The sequence below is a fragment of the Amycolatopsis sp. NPDC051061 genome, assembly GCF_040682935.1.
GTDB lineage: Bacteria > Actinomycetota > Actinomycetes > Mycobacteriales > Pseudonocardiaceae > Amycolatopsis.
In genome coordinates, this window is record NZ_JBFBBZ010000050.1 from 9,790 (window position 1) to 27,402 (window position 17,613).

Annotated in this window: 17 protein-coding genes and 3 pseudogenes; 7 read left to right on the forward strand and 13 right to left on the reverse strand. The window is 71.2% G+C overall.

Translation table 11 applies throughout. From position 1 onward, the window contains the following. Positions 1-119: 119 nt before the first annotated feature. Positions 120-437, reverse strand: coding sequence for a bifunctional 3-phenylpropionate/cinnamic acid dioxygenase ferredoxin subunit (locus tag AB0N03_RS42220; protein WP_364384907.1), 318 nt, complete (start codon positions 435-437; stop codon positions 120-122). A gap of 165 nt (positions 438-602) precedes the next feature. Between AB0N03_RS42220 and AB0N03_RS42225 the strand changes: the two genes are divergently transcribed. Then, positions 603-1,388 carry an IclR family transcriptional regulator gene (locus AB0N03_RS42225; protein WP_364384910.1) on the forward strand — a complete coding sequence of 262 codons (786 nt, stop codon included), beginning with the start codon at positions 603-605 and terminating at the stop codon, positions 1,386-1,388. Here the strand turns inward: AB0N03_RS42225 and AB0N03_RS42230 are convergent. Further along, positions 1,373-2,352 (reverse strand): annotated as a pseudogene (locus tag AB0N03_RS42230) (WYL domain-containing protein). The gene AB0N03_RS42225 and the pseudogene AB0N03_RS42230 sit on opposite strands and share 16 nt — an antisense overlap. A 64-nt stretch (positions 2,353-2,416) precedes the next feature. On the opposite strand from AB0N03_RS42230, the gene AB0N03_RS42235 reads away from it, so the two are divergent. The 3 genes and pseudogenes from AB0N03_RS42235 to solA all read left to right on the forward strand — a co-directional run bounded on the left by AB0N03_RS42235 (position 2,417) and on the right by solA (position 4,482). Beyond that, positions 2,417-2,866: a hypothetical protein gene (locus tag AB0N03_RS42235; RefSeq protein WP_364384913.1), complete on the forward strand. Its 450-nt coding sequence runs from the start codon at positions 2,417-2,419 to the stop codon at positions 2,864-2,866. Positions 2,867-2,953: 87 nt separating this feature from the next. Further along, positions 2,954-3,145, forward strand: a pseudogene (locus AB0N03_RS42240) (hypothetical protein); the annotation flags it as partial. A 206-nt stretch (positions 3,146-3,351) separates the two neighbouring features. Next, positions 3,352-4,482, forward strand: coding sequence for an N-methyl-L-tryptophan oxidase (gene solA, locus AB0N03_RS42245; protein WP_364384916.1), 1,131 nt, complete (start codon positions 3,352-3,354; stop codon positions 4,480-4,482). On the opposite strand, the gene AB0N03_RS42250 is transcribed toward solA, so the two are convergent. The 3 genes from AB0N03_RS42250 to AB0N03_RS42260 form a co-directional block, all read right to left on the reverse strand. Continuing rightward, positions 4,471-5,103 (reverse strand): dTMP kinase, encoded by a 633-nt coding sequence (locus AB0N03_RS42250; RefSeq protein WP_364385010.1) that lies wholly within the window; start codon positions 5,101-5,103, stop codon positions 4,471-4,473. The genes solA and AB0N03_RS42250 overlap by 12 nt on opposite strands. An 85-nt stretch (positions 5,104-5,188) precedes the next feature. Further along, positions 5,189-5,944, reverse strand: a complete 756-nt coding sequence (locus tag AB0N03_RS42255; protein WP_364384918.1) for a hypothetical protein — start codon at positions 5,942-5,944, stop codon at positions 5,189-5,191. Next, complete coding sequence (locus tag AB0N03_RS42260) at positions 5,941-6,516, reverse strand: papain-like cysteine protease family protein (protein ID WP_364384920.1); 576 nt, start codon at positions 6,514-6,516, stop codon at positions 5,941-5,943. The genes AB0N03_RS42255 and AB0N03_RS42260 overlap by 4 nt, the downstream gene beginning before the upstream one ends. A 247-nt stretch (positions 6,517-6,763) precedes the next feature. Here AB0N03_RS42260 and AB0N03_RS42265 point away from each other — a divergent pair, with 247 nt between their 5' ends. Further along, a complete protein-coding gene (locus tag AB0N03_RS42265; protein WP_103341215.1) occupies positions 6,764-7,762 on the forward strand; it encodes a hypothetical protein in 999 nt (332 codons plus the stop codon). Here the strand turns inward: AB0N03_RS42265 and AB0N03_RS42270 are convergent, their stop codons facing one another. Next, positions 7,763-8,368: a TetR/AcrR family transcriptional regulator gene (locus tag AB0N03_RS42270; protein ID WP_364384922.1), complete on the reverse strand. Its 606-nt coding sequence runs from the start codon at positions 8,366-8,368 to the stop codon at positions 7,763-7,765. 49 nt (positions 8,369-8,417) lie between these two features. Here AB0N03_RS42270 and AB0N03_RS42275 point away from each other — a divergent pair, with 49 nt between their 5' ends. After that, positions 8,418-9,863, forward strand: a complete 1,446-nt coding sequence (locus AB0N03_RS42275; protein WP_364384924.1) for an MFS transporter — start codon at positions 8,418-8,420, stop codon at positions 9,861-9,863. Here AB0N03_RS42275 and AB0N03_RS42280 read toward each other — a convergent pair. The 5 genes and pseudogenes from AB0N03_RS42280 to ahcY all read right to left on the reverse strand — a co-directional run bounded on the left by AB0N03_RS42280 (position 9,857) and on the right by ahcY (position 12,732). Next, complete coding sequence (locus tag AB0N03_RS42280) at positions 9,857-10,201, reverse strand: DUF2992 family protein (RefSeq protein ID WP_364384927.1); 345 nt, start codon at positions 10,199-10,201, stop codon at positions 9,857-9,859. The genes AB0N03_RS42275 and AB0N03_RS42280 overlap by 7 nt on opposite strands. Before the next feature lie 39 nt (positions 10,202-10,240). Next, the gene (locus tag AB0N03_RS42285) at positions 10,241-10,429 is read right to left on the reverse strand and encodes a hypothetical protein (RefSeq protein ID WP_364385034.1); all 189 of its coding nucleotides are present in this window, start codon (positions 10,427-10,429) and stop codon (positions 10,241-10,243) included. An 85-nt stretch (positions 10,430-10,514) separates the two neighbouring features. After that, positions 10,515-10,868, reverse strand: a pseudogene (locus AB0N03_RS42290) (type II toxin-antitoxin system VapC family toxin); the annotation flags it as partial. Further along, positions 10,862-11,149 (reverse strand): toxin-antitoxin system HicB family antitoxin, encoded by a 288-nt coding sequence (locus AB0N03_RS42295; protein ID WP_364384930.1) that lies wholly within the window; start codon positions 11,147-11,149, stop codon positions 10,862-10,864. The gene AB0N03_RS42295 and the pseudogene AB0N03_RS42290, both read right to left, overlap by 7 nt. Positions 11,150-11,259: 110 nt before the next feature. After that, complete coding sequence (gene ahcY, locus AB0N03_RS42300) at positions 11,260-12,732, reverse strand: adenosylhomocysteinase (protein ID WP_364384932.1); 1,473 nt, start codon at positions 12,730-12,732, stop codon at positions 11,260-11,262. A gap of 93 nt (positions 12,733-12,825) precedes the next feature. Here ahcY and AB0N03_RS42305 point away from each other — a divergent pair, with 93 nt between their 5' ends. Next, complete coding sequence (locus AB0N03_RS42305; RefSeq protein ID WP_364385013.1) at positions 12,826-15,081, forward strand: hypothetical protein; 2,256 nt, start codon at positions 12,826-12,828, stop codon at positions 15,079-15,081. A gap of 67 nt (positions 15,082-15,148) precedes the next feature. Here the strand turns inward: AB0N03_RS42305 and AB0N03_RS42310 are convergent, their stop codons facing one another. Continuing rightward, complete coding sequence (locus AB0N03_RS42310) at positions 15,149-15,811, reverse strand: LPXTG cell wall anchor domain-containing protein (protein WP_364384935.1); 663 nt, start codon at positions 15,809-15,811, stop codon at positions 15,149-15,151. Between the two features lie 261 nt (positions 15,812-16,072). Beyond that, the gene (locus AB0N03_RS42315) at positions 16,073-17,611 is read right to left on the reverse strand and encodes an amino acid permease (protein WP_364384938.1); all 1,539 of its coding nucleotides are present in this window, start codon (positions 17,609-17,611) and stop codon (positions 16,073-16,075) included. Positions 17,612-17,613 lie beyond the last annotated feature (2 nt).

Consider the following 17,613-nt stretch of genomic DNA (forward strand, 5'->3'; position numbering starts at 1 on the left):
AGAGGTTTGCTCTTCCTATCTCCGCCTCCGCCCTCGGGGTGCCCCTGGGGGGACCGTGACGGCCACCTTCAGGAACTTCAAGTTCCTGAAGGTGGCCTTCACGGACCTGGGAGAAGGGCTCAAGGAGCCACGGCGGGGACGGGCGCGTCGACGTAGACGACACCGTCGGTGACGGCCACGCGGTGCGTGCGCACGGCCTTCTTGGCGGGCAGGCAGGTCGGCGCGCCGGTGCGCAGGTCGAACTGCGCGGCGTGCAGCGGGCACTCGACGAAACAGCCTTCGAGCCAGCCGTCGGCGAGCGACGCGTCCTGGTGGGTGCAGGTGTCGTCGACGGCGAAGAAGCCGGCTTCGGTGTGGAACACGGCGATGGGGACGGGCCCGTCGAGGCGGAGGGCTTCACCCTCGGGCAGGTCGGCGACGGCGCAGGCTCGGATCATCGGGGCCTCCGGGGAACGGGTGACGGGAAACCGGGACGTTTGGTGAAAGTTGCGCATGGCGCGACGCTGCGCTTCTTGCGCAACAATCCGGCTCGACGGGCAGCCGCGTCAAGAGATTCGCCCACTCAGCCGATAGGAGCGGGACGAAACGGATAGTGTTGCGCTATGCGGAACCAGGACTCGGGCAACGCAACTCAAAGCCAGGTGCAGTCGGTCGACCGGGCGATCAGCGTGCTGGAGCTGCTCGCCCGCAACGGCGAAACCGGCATCACCGAGATCGCGGGCGAGCTGGGCGTCCACAAGTCGACGGCGTCGCGGCTGCTCAGCGTCCTGGAGTCCAGAGGCCTCGTCGAGCAGCTCGGCGACCGCGGGAAGTACGCGATCGGCTTCGGCATCGTGCGGCTGGCGGGCGCCGCGACCGGCCGCATGGACCTGGCGAAACTCGGCCGCGCCAGCTGCCTGACGCTCGCCGAGGAACTCGGCGAGACGGTGAACATCGCCATCGCCGACGACGGCGTCGCGATCAACATCAGCCAGGCCCGCGGCTCGGCGGCGATCACGACGCAGAACTGGACCGGCCAGCGCACGCCGCTGCACGCCACGTCCAGCGGCAAGATCCTCTTGGCGTACATGGCCGAAACCGAGCGCAAGCGCGTGCTGAAGCGGAAGCTGGAGCAGTACACGCCGCGCACGACGGTCGAGCCGGACGAGCTGATGACCGAGCTGGAACGAGTGCTCGAAGACGGCTTCGCGGCCTGCTACGAGGAGCTCGAGCTCGGCATGCACGCGGTCGCCGTCCCGATCCACGGCCCGGGTGGGGACGTCGTGGCGGCGATGAGCGCTTCGGGCCCGTCGTACCGGCTTTCCAAGCAGCGGGTGAAGCAGATCGTGCGGCCGATGACCGAAGCGGCGGACGACCTTTCCGCGCAGCTGGGCTATTTTCGGGAGTAGGGGTACAGCCGCGCCATCGCGCGGATCGTGGTTCCCAGGTGTGCCACCAGTTCCGGGGGCGCCAGCACCTGCGCGTCCGCGCCGAGCCGCAGCAACCCCGCAGCCGCGTGCGGCACGCTCTCCAGCGGCACGCGGGCGCGGCGCCAGCCGTCAGCGTCCTCGGGTTCGAGCGTGCGGGAGACGAGCCGGGCGGCTCGCGGGCCCAGGATGTCCGGCAGGGCCTCGATTCCCGCCGGCGAGAGCCGCACAGCGGCCGTCTCGCCCGCTTCGCTCTCCTCGTAGCTTTCGACGTTCGCGCGCCAGAACTCCGCCAAGTCGAAGCCCTCGGGCCGGGTGAAGTGCTCGTCGAGCGTCTGCAGCTCCTCGATGTTGGCGACGCGGTAAGTGCGCACCTTCGGCCCGGCGACGAGGTACCAGACGCCGGCTTGAGCACGAGACCGAGCGGGTGCAGCCGCCGCGTCACCACGCCGGGCGTCGGCGACCAGCGGCGGTAGGCGACCTCGACGACCTGGTCCTGCCACAGCGCTTCCGCCGCCGCGAGCAGCTGCGGCACCTCGTCCGCTTCGCGGTACCAGCCGGGCGCGTCGAGGTGGAAGCGCTGCCGGATCCGCACCGACGCCTCCCGGTACGGCGTCGGCAGCGCGGCCATCAGCTTCAGCTCGGCCGCGGCCACCTGCGCGCCCAGGCCCAGTTCCGCGGCCGGCTGCGGCAGGCCGGTGAGGAACAGCGACCCGGCCTCGCCGGCGGTCAGCCCGGTCAGCCGGGTCCGGTAGCCGTCCATCAGCTGGTAGCCGCCGTCGGGGCCGGTCTCGGCGTAGATCGGGACGCCCGCGGCCGCGAGCGCCTCGACGTCCCGGTACACGGTCCGCGGGGTCACGCCGAGCTCCACCGCCAGCTTCGACGCGCTCATCCGGCCGCGGTTCTGCAGCAGCAGGAGGAGGGAGACCAGCCGGCTCGCGCGCACCCGGCGAAGTCTGCCAGCTACCACTGACAGAAGATGTCAGTGGTAGCGGCCCAAGATCACCGTCATGAACGACTTCGACTTCCTCATCGGCTCCTGGACCGTGACGAACCGGCGGCTCGGCAAGCTGCTCGCCGGCAGCGACGACTGGACCGTCTTCCCCGGCACGACCACCTGCTGGTCGCTCTTCGAGGGCGGCGGCAACATGGACGAGATCGTCTTCCCGACCCTCGGCAGCCGCGGCTGCACCCTCCGGCTCTTCGACGTCGAGCGCGAGGAGTGGTCGCTGCACTGGGCCAACAGCCGGACCGGGCTGCTCCAGCCGCCGGTCGTCGGCACGTTCACCGGCGGCCGCGGCGACTTCTACGGCGACGACGCCCACGAAGGCGCGCCGGTGAAGGTGCACTACGCCTGGACCGGCACGACCACGTCCTCGCCGCGGTGGGAGCAGGAGTTCTCCGCCGACGGTGGGCGGACCTGGGAATCCAACTGGGTCATGGAGTTCACCCGCGCCTGAGCGGGCACCTTTTCGGGCGCTTGACACCGCGTCGCGCATGACGCACGTTGTTGCCGAAGACGCAACTTCGTCGCCCGGAGGGACACGATGGCAGCACGGCCCCGGGTGGTCGTCGCCGGCGCCGGCCTGCTCGGCTGCGCGCTGGCCGACGAGCTGACCGAGTTCGCGAAGTACACCGCCGCGAAGTACGGCGGCCTCCACGGCCAGTGGTGCTTCAACCCGGTCGGCAGCCTGGACCTCGCGACCACCCCCGAGCGGCCCGCGGACCTGGGCCGCCGCCGGTGGGACACCCTGCGCGAACGGGACATCGCCGTCTCGGGTTATCAAGCGTTAACGAGCCTGCGGCTGGAGGCCGCGGCCGGTTACGTCACCAGCGCCGGGTACGGCCACGCCATCCCGTACGCCCGGCTCTCGGTGGAGTACGGCGGACCCGGGACGCCCGTGGAGATCGAGTACTTCGGCGACCGCGTGCCGGGGAGCGTCGCATGACGCACTACGACGTGATCGTGCTCGGCCTCGGCGGGATGGGCAGCGCCGCGGCGTACCGGCTGGCGCGGCGCGGGCAGCGGGTGCTCGGCATCGACCAGTTCGCGCCGGTGCACAACCGCGGGTCGAGCCACGGCGGTTCGCGGATCACGCGCCAGGCCTACCTCGAAGGTCCCGAGTACGTGCCGCTCCTGCTGCGCGCCCACGAGCTGTGGGAGGACATCGAGCGCGACAGCGGACGGCGGCTGTTCACCCGCTGCGGCGGGATCATGGTCGGCGCGGCGGGCTCGCGCACGATCACCGGCAGCGTCGCCTCGGCTCGCGCCTTCGACATCCCCCACGAGCTGCTCGACGCCGGCGAGATCCGCCGCCGGTTCCCGACCTTGGCGCCGTCGACCGGCGAAGTCGCGCTGTACGAGCCGGGCGCCGGGCTGGTGTCGCCCGAGGGCAGCGTCGCCGCGCACCTGCAGCTCGCGGCGCGGTGCGGCGCCGAGCTGCACCACGAGGAGAAGGTGTTCACCTGGAGCACGATGGCCGGCGGCGTCCGCGTCGGGACGTCGCACAGCTACTACACGGCCGACCGGCTGGTGCTCGCGCCCGGCGCGTGGGCCGGCGAGCTGCTGCGCGATTTCGGCGTGGAGTTCACGGTCCGGCGGCAGGTGCAGTACTGGTTCGCGCCTTCGGGCGGAGTGGAGCCGTTCCGGCGGCACCCCGTGTACCTCTGGGAAGGCGACGGCTACACGTTCTACGGCTTCCCGGCGCACAACGCGCCCGCGGACGGCGTCAAGGTCGCGTTCCACACCGGCGGCCGCGCGTGCACCCCGGACGGCATCGACCGGACGGTGTCCGTCGAGGAGGTCCTCGACATCGCCGCCGTCGTCGAACGCCACCTCCCGACGCTGCCGGGGGCGTTCCTCCGCGCGGCGACGTGCATGTACACCGACACGGCCGACGAGAGCTTCGTCGTGGCACCGCACCCGGACGAGGAGCGGGTGGTGCTGGCGTGCGGGTTCTCCGGCCACGGCTTCAAGTTCGCCCCGGTGATCGGCGAGATCGTCGCGGACCTGGTGATCGACGGCGCGACGGCCCACCCGATCGAGCGGTTCGACCCGGCCCGGCTACTCCCCTAGCAGCGTCTTCGCGAGCGCTTCGAGGTCGACGCCCGCGACGCCGTCCAGGACGTGCCACGGCGACAGCCAGCCCGCCGCCGCCAGCTCGTCGTACACCGCCGCGCAGCGCCGCTGAAGTCCGTCGTCGGTCTCGAACGCGTCGCGCTCGCGGTCGGTCTCCGCCTCCGCGCGCCGCTCCGCCCGCTCGGCCGCCACCGCGGGCGCCACTCGCAGCAGCAGGTGCGCGTCGGGGCGGGGCAGGCCGAACCGCGCGACCTCCAGCTCCCACACCCACTTCACGACTTCGCCGGCCGCGTCCTGCCTTAGGCGCGCGGCCGCGTACGCGGCGTTGGACGCGACATAGCGGTCGAGCAGGACGACGTCGTGCGCGTCGCGCAGGGCGCGGATGTCGTCCGCGGCGCCGCTGCGGTCGAGCGCGTAGAGCACGGCCATGCCGTACACCGAGTCGGCGAGGTCGCCGTGCCCGCGGTGCAGCGCCTCCTTGACGAGGTCGGCGTGCACGCTCTCGCCGTAGCGCGGGAACGCCAGCGACGCCACGCTCGCACCCTTCGCGCGCAACGCGTCCGTCAGCCCGTCGGCGAGCGTGCGCTTGCCCGCGCCGTCGAGCCCTTCGATGACCACCAGTCGACCCACGGGCGTCACAGTAACGGTGGTGGACCGGCGGGCTCGGTGGAAGGGGATCGACGCCGAGCCCGCCGGTTCGTCTTCAGGCGGAGATCCGCCGCAGGTGCAGCACGTAGCCGGCACCGCTGACGGCCAGCACGCCGACGAGGATCAGCAGCGGCACCCAGCCGGTGTCGTGGCCGGACGGCGCCGGGCCGCCGTCGCCGCGGGGCATCACCTGCGACGTCGCGTCGTAGCCGCCCGCCTCGCCTTCGCGGGCGTAGGCCGAGCCGGGGAGCTTGTCCGCGTAGCGCGCCGCGACCGTGCGCTGGTAGTCGGCGACGTTAACGGTCGTTCGCTCCGACAGGGACGTGAGACGGCCGTCCCTTACGGCGTACCAAGCGTCGACCTGCGGCTCGTGCAGCAGTTGCGCGCCTGCGGGCAGGGTCCGGGCGAACGCCGTCTCGACGTCGCCCGAGGCGATGTTGCCGACCTGCCAGGCACCGTCGGCCCCGCGGACCGACCAGAGCGTCGCGGTCCGGCCGTCGGAGGCCTGGGCAAGCACCGCGAAGTAGGCGAAGTCGCCGGGTGCCGCGCCCGGCTTGCCCACGACGAAGTCCGGCGACAGCTCGTAGACCGGGTAGGCGTCGGGCGCGATCCGGACCGTCACCGGCTCCTTCGCGTCCGGTGCCTGCGCGAAGAACCGCACCAGCGTGTCCTGGAGGTCCGCCGCCGCGGCGTGCGCGGCCACGGCGTCGGCGCTGCTGATGCCGGCGGCCTGGGCCGCGCCTGACACCGGGGCCGTCATCAGCAGCGCCGCGCCGGTCAGCACGGCGAGCACGAGCGCCCGCCTGCTCATCGGGAGATCCCGGTGAGCGAGTGCGTCCAGGTGAACGACGAGTTGTGCGTGTAGTAGCCGTAGGTCGACCAGTTGTAGCGCGTGGCCGGTCCCGGGTCGCCCCAGGACACCCAGCCGCCGCTGGTGTCGTAGCCGTAGAGGACGTGGGTGTGGCCACCGCCCGAGCGGTAGCCGACCCGGGTCTCGACCGGCCGGTTCGCCGCCGTCTGCGTGCGGACGTCGGCGTAGGAGATGCGGTGGTCGAGGTAGCGGCCCGGCGAGGCGTACCCGAGCTTGGCGAAGGCGCGCTGCGGGTCGGCGAGGGTGCCCGGGAGGTTCGCGCAGTCCTTTCCGGTCTCACCGTGGGCGAGCTGGCAGAACCGCGTCTGGCTGACGGTGGTGCCGTGGAAGGCCGCGATGGTGGCGCCCGAGCCCGCCCAGCACCACTGGCTCCGCTGCTGGGACTGCATCGTGAGCTGGGCCTGGAAGGTCGAAGGCACTCCGGGCGCGGCTCCGGCGGTGACCGGGGCGACCAGGCACAACATCAGGCACACCGCCAGTGTGACGGGTACCCGGCTCGACTTCACCAGCACGGACGGCCTCCTGCTCGAACGTGGGCGAACCAGCGGTGGTCACAACGGTGAACAACGCGGTCACAAGGAGCAAGAACGCCATCTGGATGAACGGACCGTTCCGGGTCGTTGCCGGAACGCGGAACAGTCACCATCACGTGGCCAACCACCCTGAACGGGGGTCGGCACTGCCACCCTACGCTGCTAACGTGAACGTTCCGCGGTGTTCACGCCCAGCGCACACACTGGTCGGGTGAAGGGACGAGCGGTGGCACAAGACGGGAACCTCCCACTGATCATCGATGGCGCCCGCACGACCCGGGCATCGGTCGCCGAGCTGCCGAAAGAGCTGACCGAGGCGCTCCGCACCGGCGAGTTCCACCACGCCTTGAGACTGGCGATCGCCTACCGCGGCCTCTCGCTCGCCCGGCTGCGCGCGCACCTCGCGCTGCGCGGGGTCCAAATCGGACAGTCCACGCTGAGTTACTGGCAGCGCGGGCTGCGCCAGCCCGAGGTCCCCAAGGCGCTCCCGGCGGTCCGGGCCCTGGAATCGGTCCTCCAGCTGCCCGCGGACGCCCTCGTGGTGCTCATCGGGCCGCGACTGGTCCGCCGCGGCCACCAGCCGGCCGCGTCGTTCCACGACCTGCGTTCCGGTGACATGGGGTCGATCGTCGAGGACCTGCTCGCCGAGCTGGGCGCGTACCCGTCGTCGAACCACTACAACGCCGACCTCGAGCTGCTGTCCGTTCACGACACGATCACGTTCGACGCGGAACACCGCCAGGTCAGCCTGCGCACGCGGCTGGTGACGCGGGCGCGCCGGCACGGCCCGGACCGCTACCTTACGGTGTACAACGGCGATCCGGGCTGCCGGATCGACGACGTCGAGCTGATCACCGACGAGGGTTGCCGCGTCGGGCGGATGCGCCGCAACCCGGACGCGGACACGATGGCGACGGAGCTGCTGTTCGACCGCAAGCTCGCCGAGGGCGACATCCACGTGTTCTGCTTCGAGGTCCGCGACGACTCGGGTTCGGCGTCGCCGGGCTACTACCGGATGCTGCGCGACCGGTGCGCGAGCTACCTGGTCCAGCTGCGCTTCGACCGCAACGCGCTGCCCGCTCGCTGCACCCGTCAGGTCCGGGCGCGCGACGACGCCCTGCCGGTGGTCGCGGAGGAGCTGGCGTGCGACATGGGCGGGGTGAGCAGCGCGTTCTTCAACGACGCCGGGCCGGGGCTGGCCGGCGTCGCCGTCGAGTGGAACTGATCACGCCACTCCGCCGCGCAGCGCGACGAACAGCCGCTCGAGACGTTCGCGGTGGTCATCCGCCACGGCATCCGGTTCGCCCCGGTCGATGAGCCGGCTCGCGGTCTGCACCAGCACCGTGGCGTAACCGGCGATGAAGAACGCGGCGAACAGCGGCCCGTCGCCGTCGAAGTCCGGGTCGCTCGCGAGTTCGTCGGCGAGGAGCCGCTGCAGGTCCGCACCGATCTCCCGCCCCCGCGCGATCAGGGCCGGCGACGCCGCGACGGTCCGGAAGAACGGGATCGCCCCGTCGGCGACCCCGGACAGCCCGTGGCGCTCGTCGAGGAGCCGCAGCATCGCGGCGCGCAGCGACTCGAGCACGTCGACACCCGGAGCGCGGTCGCGCACCGCCGAGCGCAGGACGTCGGCGGCGTCGACCTGGCGGTCCAGGAGGAGGTCCTCCTTGCGCGGGAAGTGCTTGAAGACCGTCACGCTCGAGACGCCGGCCTCCCGCGCGACCTCGGCGACCGTGACCGCGTCGAACCCGCGCTCGAGGAACAACCGGGTGGCGACCTGCGAGATCTTCGCCCGCGTCTGCGGCCCGCCACGCTCCCCGGTCCGGGGCATCGGATCACACTCCCTTTCGTCACTAAACTTAGTCAGTTAACTTAGTGGTATGCCCTCCGAACAGACCACCGGCATTCTCGCCGCACCGCGTTCCCCCCGATCACTGCGGGAGGCGTGGATCGCCCTGGCGGGGCTGTCCGCGGTGTTCCTCTTCGAGATGCTCGACAACTCGATCCTCAACGTCGCGCTGCCCACGATCGGCCGCGAGCTGCACGCTTCGACCACCGTCCTGCAGTGGGTGACCGGCGCCTACGCGGTCGTGTTCGGCGGCCTGATGCTGGCGTTCGGCGCCGCGGCCGACCGGTTCGGCCGGCGGCGGATCATGCTCATCGGCCTGGTCCTGCTCGGCGTCGCGAGCCTGGCGACCGCGTTCGTCTCCACCGCGGAACAGCTGATCGCCGTCCGGGTGGCGATGGGGGTCGCGGCCGCGATGACGACCCCGGGCTCGATGGCGCTGGCGTTCCGGCTGTTCGCCGAAGACGGCCTGCGCGTTCGCGCGACCACCCTCATCTCGACCGTCGGCCTGGTCGGCCTCGCGATCGGCCCGACCGCGGGTGGCTTCGTGCTCGCGTTCGCGCCGTGGCAGGTGCTGCTGCTGGTGAACGTGCCGGTCGCCGTGCTCGCGCTCGTCGGCGTGCGGTTCGGCATCGCCGCGGACGACCCGGCCGGCCTGCACCGCGAGCCGGTGGACGTCCTCGGCGCGGTGCTCGGCACGGCGACGGTCGTGCTCGCGCTCGTCGCCCCCACGCTGTTCGTGAACGAGGGCGCCGGCGCGTGGGCGCCGTGGACGGTCACCGCCGCGGCCGGTGTCGCCGCGTTCCTGTTCGTGGTCCGCGAACGCTCGGCCCGCCATCCGCTGCTGGACCTGAAGCTCGTCGCACACCCGCTGGTGTCCAGCGGCCTGGCGTTCAAGGCCGCCGCCGGGCTGGCGACCGCCGGCCTCGGGTACCTCGTGACGCTGCAGCTGCAGCTCGACTGGGGCTGGCCGCCCGCGCTCGCCGCGGCCGGGATGCTGCCGCAGGTCGTGGTGCTGGTCGCGGGCGGCGCGTTCGTCAGCCCGTTCGTGCGCCGGGTCGGTCTCGAGCACGCGGCTTGGATCAGCGCGGCGGCGGTCGTGGCCGGGCTCGCCGTCTACGGCCTGTTCAGCCAGTTCGGCTACCCGTGGGTGGCGATCGCGCTGGTGCTCGTGGCCGCCGGGATGCGGGTGGTGGGCGTCGTCGCGGGCGTCAACGTCCTGCGCGGCCTGCCGGAGAACCGGACGACGATCGGCGCGGCCCTCACGGACACGGCCACCGAGGTCACCTCGGGCGCCGGCATCGCGGCCACCGGCACGATCCTCGCGGCACTGTTCACGGGCGACATCGCCACGACGCACTGGAGCGCGCGGCAGACCGCGGAGTTCCGGGAGGCGGTGACGGCGGCGGGCCTGACGCTCACGATCGCGGCGGCGGCGCTCGTCGCCTGGGGATTCGTCCGCTCACGACGGGCTCAGTGACCGCGACGCTTGGCGCGGGCTTCGGCCTTGGCCAGCTCACGACGGCGGATCGCTTCGGCGGCCTCTCGGCGCTTGCGGGCTGCCTTGTTCTCGAGCGCCCGCCCGGCCACCGCTTCCTTCAACGCGCGCTGAGCGGTGGTGCCGACGCCTTCTTCGCTCTTCACCTGCTTCGCGCGCAGCTTCCGTTCGGGAACCGGCGGGGCTTCGCGTGCTTCGTCGGCGAGGCGCACGAAGTCACGGCCGGCCGCGAAGGCCGCCAGCTCGGCGTTGTTCGGCTCGGCGTTGTTCGGCTCGGCGTTGTTCGGCTCGGCGCCGAAGATGTGGCCCGGACTACCCACCGGGCCGTGAGGTTCGTGAAGCCAAGAACGTCGTCGAGGCTACGCGGGTCCGCCGCCGATGCCGAGCTCGTTTCCCTCGGGATCGCGGTAGATCATCTTGCGGACGCCGTTGTCGTAGGTCTCCCGATCGGCGGGCTCGATGCCCCGCGCGGAGATCCCCGCGACACGCTCGTCGAGGTCCTCGACGAAGAGGGTGCGCATGGCGAGGCCGGCGAGTTCGACGCTCACCACACCTCGAATCCATTGGCTTTCGCGCCTCGCCTTGACGGTGATCTCGCGTAACGAAGGCAACGGGTTCGCCGCCGGTCAACTCGGCCGTGTCGTGCATCGCGACGGCAATGTGGATCGCGTCGAGGGTGCGGACGGGGTAGTTGCCGGTGACCAACCGTCGTGCCGCAGCGAAGATCCGCGGCGGCTCCAACGGGATGACCCCGAGTACCGACTGGGCGTCCTCGTCGAACTGGGCCAGGAACGCACGGGCATCCGGAATCCGGCCGGCTCGCTTGGCCGCCGTGACCGCGCTCGCGAACTCGAGCCGGGTCAGCTCGCTGGTGAGCACGACGTGATCACCGTCGATCAGCAGCTTCCGCAGCTCGGCGTGTTCGGGCTCGTCGACGAGGTAGGCACCGACCACCGCACTCGTGTCGGCGTAGAGGACGGTCACCATTCACCCCTGGTCCAGTCGAGTGCCTCACTGACGGCCGTACCCCAGCCGCGCGAGAGCCTTTCCAGCTCGTCGTGTCCCGGCGCCTCGCCTTCGGCCTCGAACGTCATCAGCTTGCCTTCGGCGATCAGTCGCCGCTTCCATTCCGCGCGTGTTTCGGTCTTCGCCACTACCCCCCTCAACGCTTCCGTGACCAGGTCGTTCATGCTGCGCCCTTCGGCTTCGGCTCGCGCCTTCAGCCGGGCGTGCAGCTCGTCGTCGATCCTCGTGATCAACTGCTTCACAATTCCATGATAACACGTGACCCATTCGTGCTATCACTGTTCAGCGCGCAGAACAAAGGGCCGCCCCGAACACTTTCGGGGCGGCCCTGACCTGCAAAAACCCAATTACCTCAGTACCGGTAGTGCTCCGGCTTGAACGGGCCCTCGACGTCCACGTCGATGTACTCGGCCTGCTCCTTGGTGAGCTTGGTCAGCTCGCCACCCAGGGCATCCAGGTGAATGCGAGCCACCTTCTCGTCCAGCTTCTTGGGGAGGCGGAAGACCTCCTTGTCGTACTCCTCGTGCTTGGTGAACAGCTCGACCTGCGCGATCACCTGGTTGGAGAAGCTGTTCGACATCACGAACGACGGGTGCCCGGTCGCGTTGCCCAGGTTAAGCAGCCGGCCCTCGGACAGCACGATGATCGTGTTGCCGTTCGGGAAGATCCACTCGTCGACCTGCGGCTTGATGTTGATGCGGCGGATGCCCGGGTAGCGCTGCAGCCCGGCCATGTCGAGCTCGTTGTCGAAGTGGCCGATGTTGCCCAGGATCGCCTGGTGCTTCATCTTCGCCATGTCCTCGACCAGCACGACGTCCTTGTTGCCGGTCGTGGTGATCACGATGTCGGCCTCGGGCAGCGCGTTCTTCAGCGTGCGGACCTGGTAGCCGTCCATCGCCGCCTGCAGCGCGCAGATCGGGTCGATCTCGGTGACGATCACGCGGGCACCCTGGCCGCGCAGCGACTCCGCCGCGCCCTTGCCGACGTCACCGTAGCCGCAGACCACCGCGACCTTGCCGCCGATCAGCACGTCGGTGCCGCGGTTGATGCCGTCGATCAGCGAGTGGCGGATGCCGTAGCGGTTGTCGAACTTCGACTTCGTCACCGCGTCGTTGACGTTGATCGCCGGGAACAGCAGCTCGCCGGCCGCGGCGAGCTGGTAGAGCCGCAGGACGCCGGTGGTGGTCTCCTCGGTGACGCCGCGGATGCCCGCGCCGATCTTCGTCCACTTGCCGGTGTCGGCGGCGACCGAGTCGCGCAGCAGCCCGAGGAACACGCGGAACTCGTCCGAGGTGTTTTCGTCCGGGGTCGGCACGACGCCCGACTTCTCGAACTCGGTGCCCTTGTGCACGAGCATGGTGGCGTCACCGCCGTCGTCGAGGATCATGTTCGGGCCCTCGCCGTCCCAGGTGAGCATCCGCTCGGTGCACCACCAGTACTCCTCGAGCGATTCGCCCTTCCACGCGAAGACCGGGACGCCCTTGGGCTCCTCGGCCGTGCCGTGCGGGCCGAGGACGACCGCGGCGGCGGCGTGGTCCTGCGTGGAGAAGATGTTGCAGGACGCCCAGCGCACCTCCGCGCCCAGCGCGACCAGCGTCTCGATCAGGACGGCCGTCTGGACGGTCATGTGCAGCGAGCCGGAGACCCGCGCGCCGCGCAGCGGGTAGACCTCCGCGTATTCGCGCCGCAGCGCCATCAGTCCCGGCATCTCGTGCTCGGCGAGGCGGATCTCCTTGCGGCCGAATTCCGCGGCCTCGAGGTCGGCGACGGCGAATTCGATGCCGTTGCGGGTCTGGTGCCGCTTGGCAACGCTTTCGGGGGTCATAGTGGCGGTTCCTCCAAGACTCGATGACGTCCGAACACTACCGTTGTCCGCTCGACCTTCCCTAGGATCGCGTAGGAGGCCTTCACCGTGCCCATGCCCGGCCCGGACACCCGCGTCGTCGAAATCCGCGTCGCCGGGCTCGTGGGCACCAGCGGCGAGACCCTGCTCGACGCGGTCGCGACCGTCGACGTCGCCGGTGACGGGCTCGGTCGCGTGATCCGCCCGGCGGACCGGCTGCGGCGCCCGGCACCCGGACCCGTGCTGCCGGCCCTGGGCCGGTCGATCCCGCGGACCCTCGAAGGCTACCTCTGGCACGGCATGACCTCCGGCGGCGCCGCGAAGGCCACCTGGGCGCTGCTGTTCCCGTTCTCCCTCGCCAACGTCGCGTTCTGGATGCTGCCGCCGGCGCCGGACCGCCGGCTGCCCCGCGTGCTCGGCGCCGTGTGCCGCGGCCTGCTGCGCGTCGGCGCCCTGCTGCTGACCATGCTGCTGATGGGCCAGCTCGCGGCGATCGCGCTCGACCTGTTCGCCGCGCAGTGCCTCGCGCCCGGGTCCGGCTGCCTGCCCGTGGTCCCCGACGTCCTCCGCTCGGTGCCGGCGCGGATCGCGGTCGGCGTGGTGCCTCTCCTCGTCGTGATCTTCGTGCTGCACCGGATCTCGTCGGCGACGTGGGCGGTGCACGCCGACGGCGACCTCACCGCGGGCCCGCTGCGGATGCGCGCCGACCCGGAGACGCCGGCGCTGCGCTGCCTGCACACGGTCGCGGCGCTGGTCTCGGTCGCGCTGCTGCTGCTCGGCGGGCCGTTCCGAGTGCCGGGCGACGGCTTCGACCTGGTGGTCTGGATCGTCGCGCTGGCGCTGGTGCTCGCGACGATCGTCGCGGCCGCGGTCGGCGTCGACACCGGCCGGTTCGCCCGCCCCGGCGTGATCGCGCTGGCCGCGCTGCTCGTCGTCGTGGCCGCGGTGCGGCTGCGCCCCGGCCCGGGTCCGCTGCCGGGGACCAACGGCGTCGTCGAAGGCCTCGGCGCGGCCCTGGTCGCCGTCACGGTGCTGTTCGCGCTGTTCCTGGTCCCGGCCGCGCTGCTGGCCCGGCCCGGCTGGACGCACAAGCCGCGCCGGCTGCGGCCGTGGCTGGGCGGCTGGGCGGCCGCGCCGGTGCTCGCGCTGGCCGGGCTGCTCGGCGGCGGCTTCGGCGCCGGTCTCGCCGAAGCGCTCCGACGGCTTTCCGGCGCGGAGCTCCTGCACGTGCCCGACACGTACCTGCTGGTCACGGTGCTGTGGGGCGCCGGGCTGGCGCTGGCCGCCGTGCTCGCCGTACTGGGCTTCGCGGTCGCCGTCCCGCTGCGCCGGCTGCGGCGCGGCGTCCCCGCGATCGTCGAGCTGATGGAACACGACGAGCGGCAGAAAGCCCAGGCCGCGGCGGCGTGGGCGCGCTCGGCGTGGGAGCGGCGGCACCTGCACCACCTGGCTCTCACGGTGGCGTCGGCGATGTCCGCGGGCGGCGCGGCACTGCTGGTGCTGCGGTTCGGGTTCGGGCTGGTCCCCGGCTGGTTCGGCCCGCTGTCCGCGATCGGCGTGGTCGCGCTCGGCGCGCTGGCCGCGGGCCTGCTGCGCATCGTCTACACGGCCGCGCGGACCCCGCAGCGCAGCCGGCACCTCGGGGCGCTGGCCGACCTCGTCTGCTTCTGGCCGCGGGCGGCGCACCCGACCGTGCCGCCCTGTTACGCGCTGAAGGTCGTCCCGGAGCTGGCCGCGCGGGCGCGCGAGCACCTCGCCGAGCCGGGGACGCGCGTGGTGCTCTCCGGCTACAACCTCGGCAGCCTGCTCACCGTCATGGCCGCCGCCCGGCTGGCGGCCGAGCTGCCGGAGGCCGACCTCGAACGCGTCGGCGTGCTCACCGCCGGCTCCCCGCTGCAGTGGGGCTACCAGCGCGCCTTCCCGGCGTTGCTTCCGCAGGAAGCGCTCGAAACGCTCTTCGCCGACCTGGACGGCCGCTGGCGCGCGCTGTGCCGCGGCACCGACATCTTCGGCGGCGGCGTGACGACGTGGCGGCACGAGGTCTCCGACCGGCAGCTCTACGGCGTCGGCTACCAGCCCGAAGGCGGCATCGGGCCGCTGAAGGCGAAAGCCGACGAGAACGGCGTCCTCGTCCTCGGCGGCGACCATTGGCTGCCGGACCCGCTTCGCGGCCCGACCGGGCGGCACCGCTGGGCGCCGGGGGTGCTCAAGCACCAGGACTACGTGGTCGACGCGGAATGGGACCACGCCGTCGCGATGGCCGCCGGCCTCGGCAAGCCCTCCGGTGGCGAACAGGGTCTGCTCTTCGGAGACTTCCCCGGAAAGCCGTGAAGGCCCCCTTACCGGCTTCTTGAGCCGGTAAGGGGGCCTTCACGGAACTTCGTGCGCTAGCTCAACCTCACTCGGAGGCCTTGCGGCGGAACTTCAGCAGCGCGAGCAGGCCGCCACCGCCGAGGATCAGCAGGGCCGCGATCCAGACCAGCCACATGTTGTCGAAGCCGGTGTTGGCCAGGCCGCCACCGGTGCCCGACTCGTTGCCCGCCGGGACGACGGCCGGAGCGGTGGTGCTGGTCGGCGCGACGGTCTCCGAGGACGCCGGAGCGCTGGGCTTCGTCGTCTCGGTCGGCTTGGTCGTCGGCGGCTTGGTGGTCTCGGTCGGCTTGTCGGTCTTCTTGCCGCAGAGGTACCAGTGGTCGATGTCGGCCTGGTGACCGTTGCGGCTGAACGGCGCGCGCAGGTCGTTCCACGGCGCGGTCTTCTCGAGACCCTTGGCGCCCGGGGTGTAGTCGTTGAAGCCGTCGTCGCCACCGACGACGACGATCCGCGTGACCGTGACGCCCTCGTGCACCTTCGAGATGTTCAGGCGGTTCTTGACCACCTTGAAGTCGACATCGCTCTGCTTGAGGTCGGTGCCCTTGGCACACGGCGTCGCGGTGCCCGGCGTCGGGTGCGGGCGGTTGTCATCACTGTGGCAGGCCAGCGCGGAGCCGGCGGTGCCGATGAGGGCGGCGGTGGTCAGCGCCATGATCGCGACGGCGCCGCGGAGAGTACGTCTGCGCATTCGGAACTCCTGATACCGGCGGGGAGAGAGCACTTGCGAAATCTGGGGTCACGAAGCCACCGAGCGTGTGAATCACGCTGCTGTAATTCATCCGTCAGTGGCACGCGAAGGATCGAAAGGTATCGCACGTCACTCGACCGGCTACACCGGGTCCCCTTTTAGGCACGAAACGCAAGATCGTCCGATGTGAAGTCCCGCGTAAAAGCCCCGCCGACCTGCGCGAACGCGGATCGGCGGGGCTGCCCGAACGGGTGGGTGACGCTAGGCCTCCGGAGCCTTGACGGGCTCGTCGAGGCCGCCGTCGGCGCCGGCGGCCTGCCGCTTGCCGAGCAGCGAGTGCCGCCGGCTGTAGCCGAAGTAGATCACCACGCCGATGATCATCCAGGCGACGAACCGCAGCCAGGTCAGCACGGTCAGGTTCAGCATCAGCCACAGGCAGGCCAGGATCGCCAGGATCGGGATCAGCGGCACCAGCGGCACCTTGAACGCGCGCGGCAGGTCGGGGCGCGTCCGGCGCAGGATCAGCACGCCCGCCGACACCAGCACGAACGCGAACAGCGTGCCGACGTTGACCATCTCTTCGAGCTTGTCCGCCGGGAAGAAGCCGGCCGCGAGCGCGACCAGGCCGCCGACGATCAGCGTCGCGTGCTTCGGCGTGCCGTGTTCGCCGGTCTTCGCCAGCCCGCGCGGCATCAGGCCGTCGCGCGACATCGCGTAGATGATCCGGACCTGGCCCAGCATCAGCACCATGACGACGGTGGTCAGGCCGGCCAGCGCGCCGAAGGAGATGATGTTGGCCGCCCAGTCGACGCCGTTCGCGGAGAACGCCGTGGCGAGGGTCTTGTGGCTGCCGTCGCCCGCCGAGGTGGCCAGGTCCTTGTACGACGTCATGCCGACGACCACCAGCGAGACCGCGACGTACAGCACGGTGACGATCGCCAGCGAGCCCATGATCCCGCGCGGGACGGCCTTCTGCGGGTTCTTCGTCTCCTCGGCCGTGGTCGCGACGATGTCGAAGCCGATGAACGCGAAGAACACCAGCGAAGCGCCGGCCAGCAGGCCGAAGACGCCGAACGAACTACTCGCGCCGCCCGCGATCAGCGAGAACAGCGACTGGTCGACGCCGGTCTCGCCCGAGCCGCCGGTCGAGCCCGGCGGGATGTACGGCGAGTAGTTGGCGCCCTTGATGTAGAAGATGCCGAGGATGATCACGAACAGCACGACGGCGACCTTGATGCCGGTGATCACCATCGAGACCCGCGAAGACAGCTTCGTGCCGACGGCCAGCAGCGTCGTCAGGATCGCGACGACGACCAGCGCGCCCCAGTCGACGGTCACGCTGCCGATGTCGAACGTCGTCTTGGCGCCCTTGCCGAACAGGTAGCTCAGCACGGTTTCGAGGTAGACCGACCAGCCCTTGGACACCGCGGCCGCGCCGACGGCGAGCTCGAGGATCAGGTCCCAGCCGATGATCCACGCCATGAACTCGCCGAACGTGGCGTAGGAGAACGTGTACGCGCTGCCCGCGACCGGCACGGTCGAGGCGAACTCGGCGTAGCACAGCGCCGCCAGCGCGCAGGCGATCGCGGCGAAGACGAACGCCAGCGAGACCGACGGGCCGGCGTAGTCACCGGCCGTGCGCGCGGTGAGCGTGAAGATGCCGGCCCCGATGACGACCGCGACCCCGAAGACCGTGAGGTCCCACGCGCTCAGGTTCCGCCGGAGCTTGGTGTCCGGCTCATCGGTGTCCGAAATGGACTGCTCGATGGATTTAGTGCGCCACAATCCCGTTCCGGGCACCG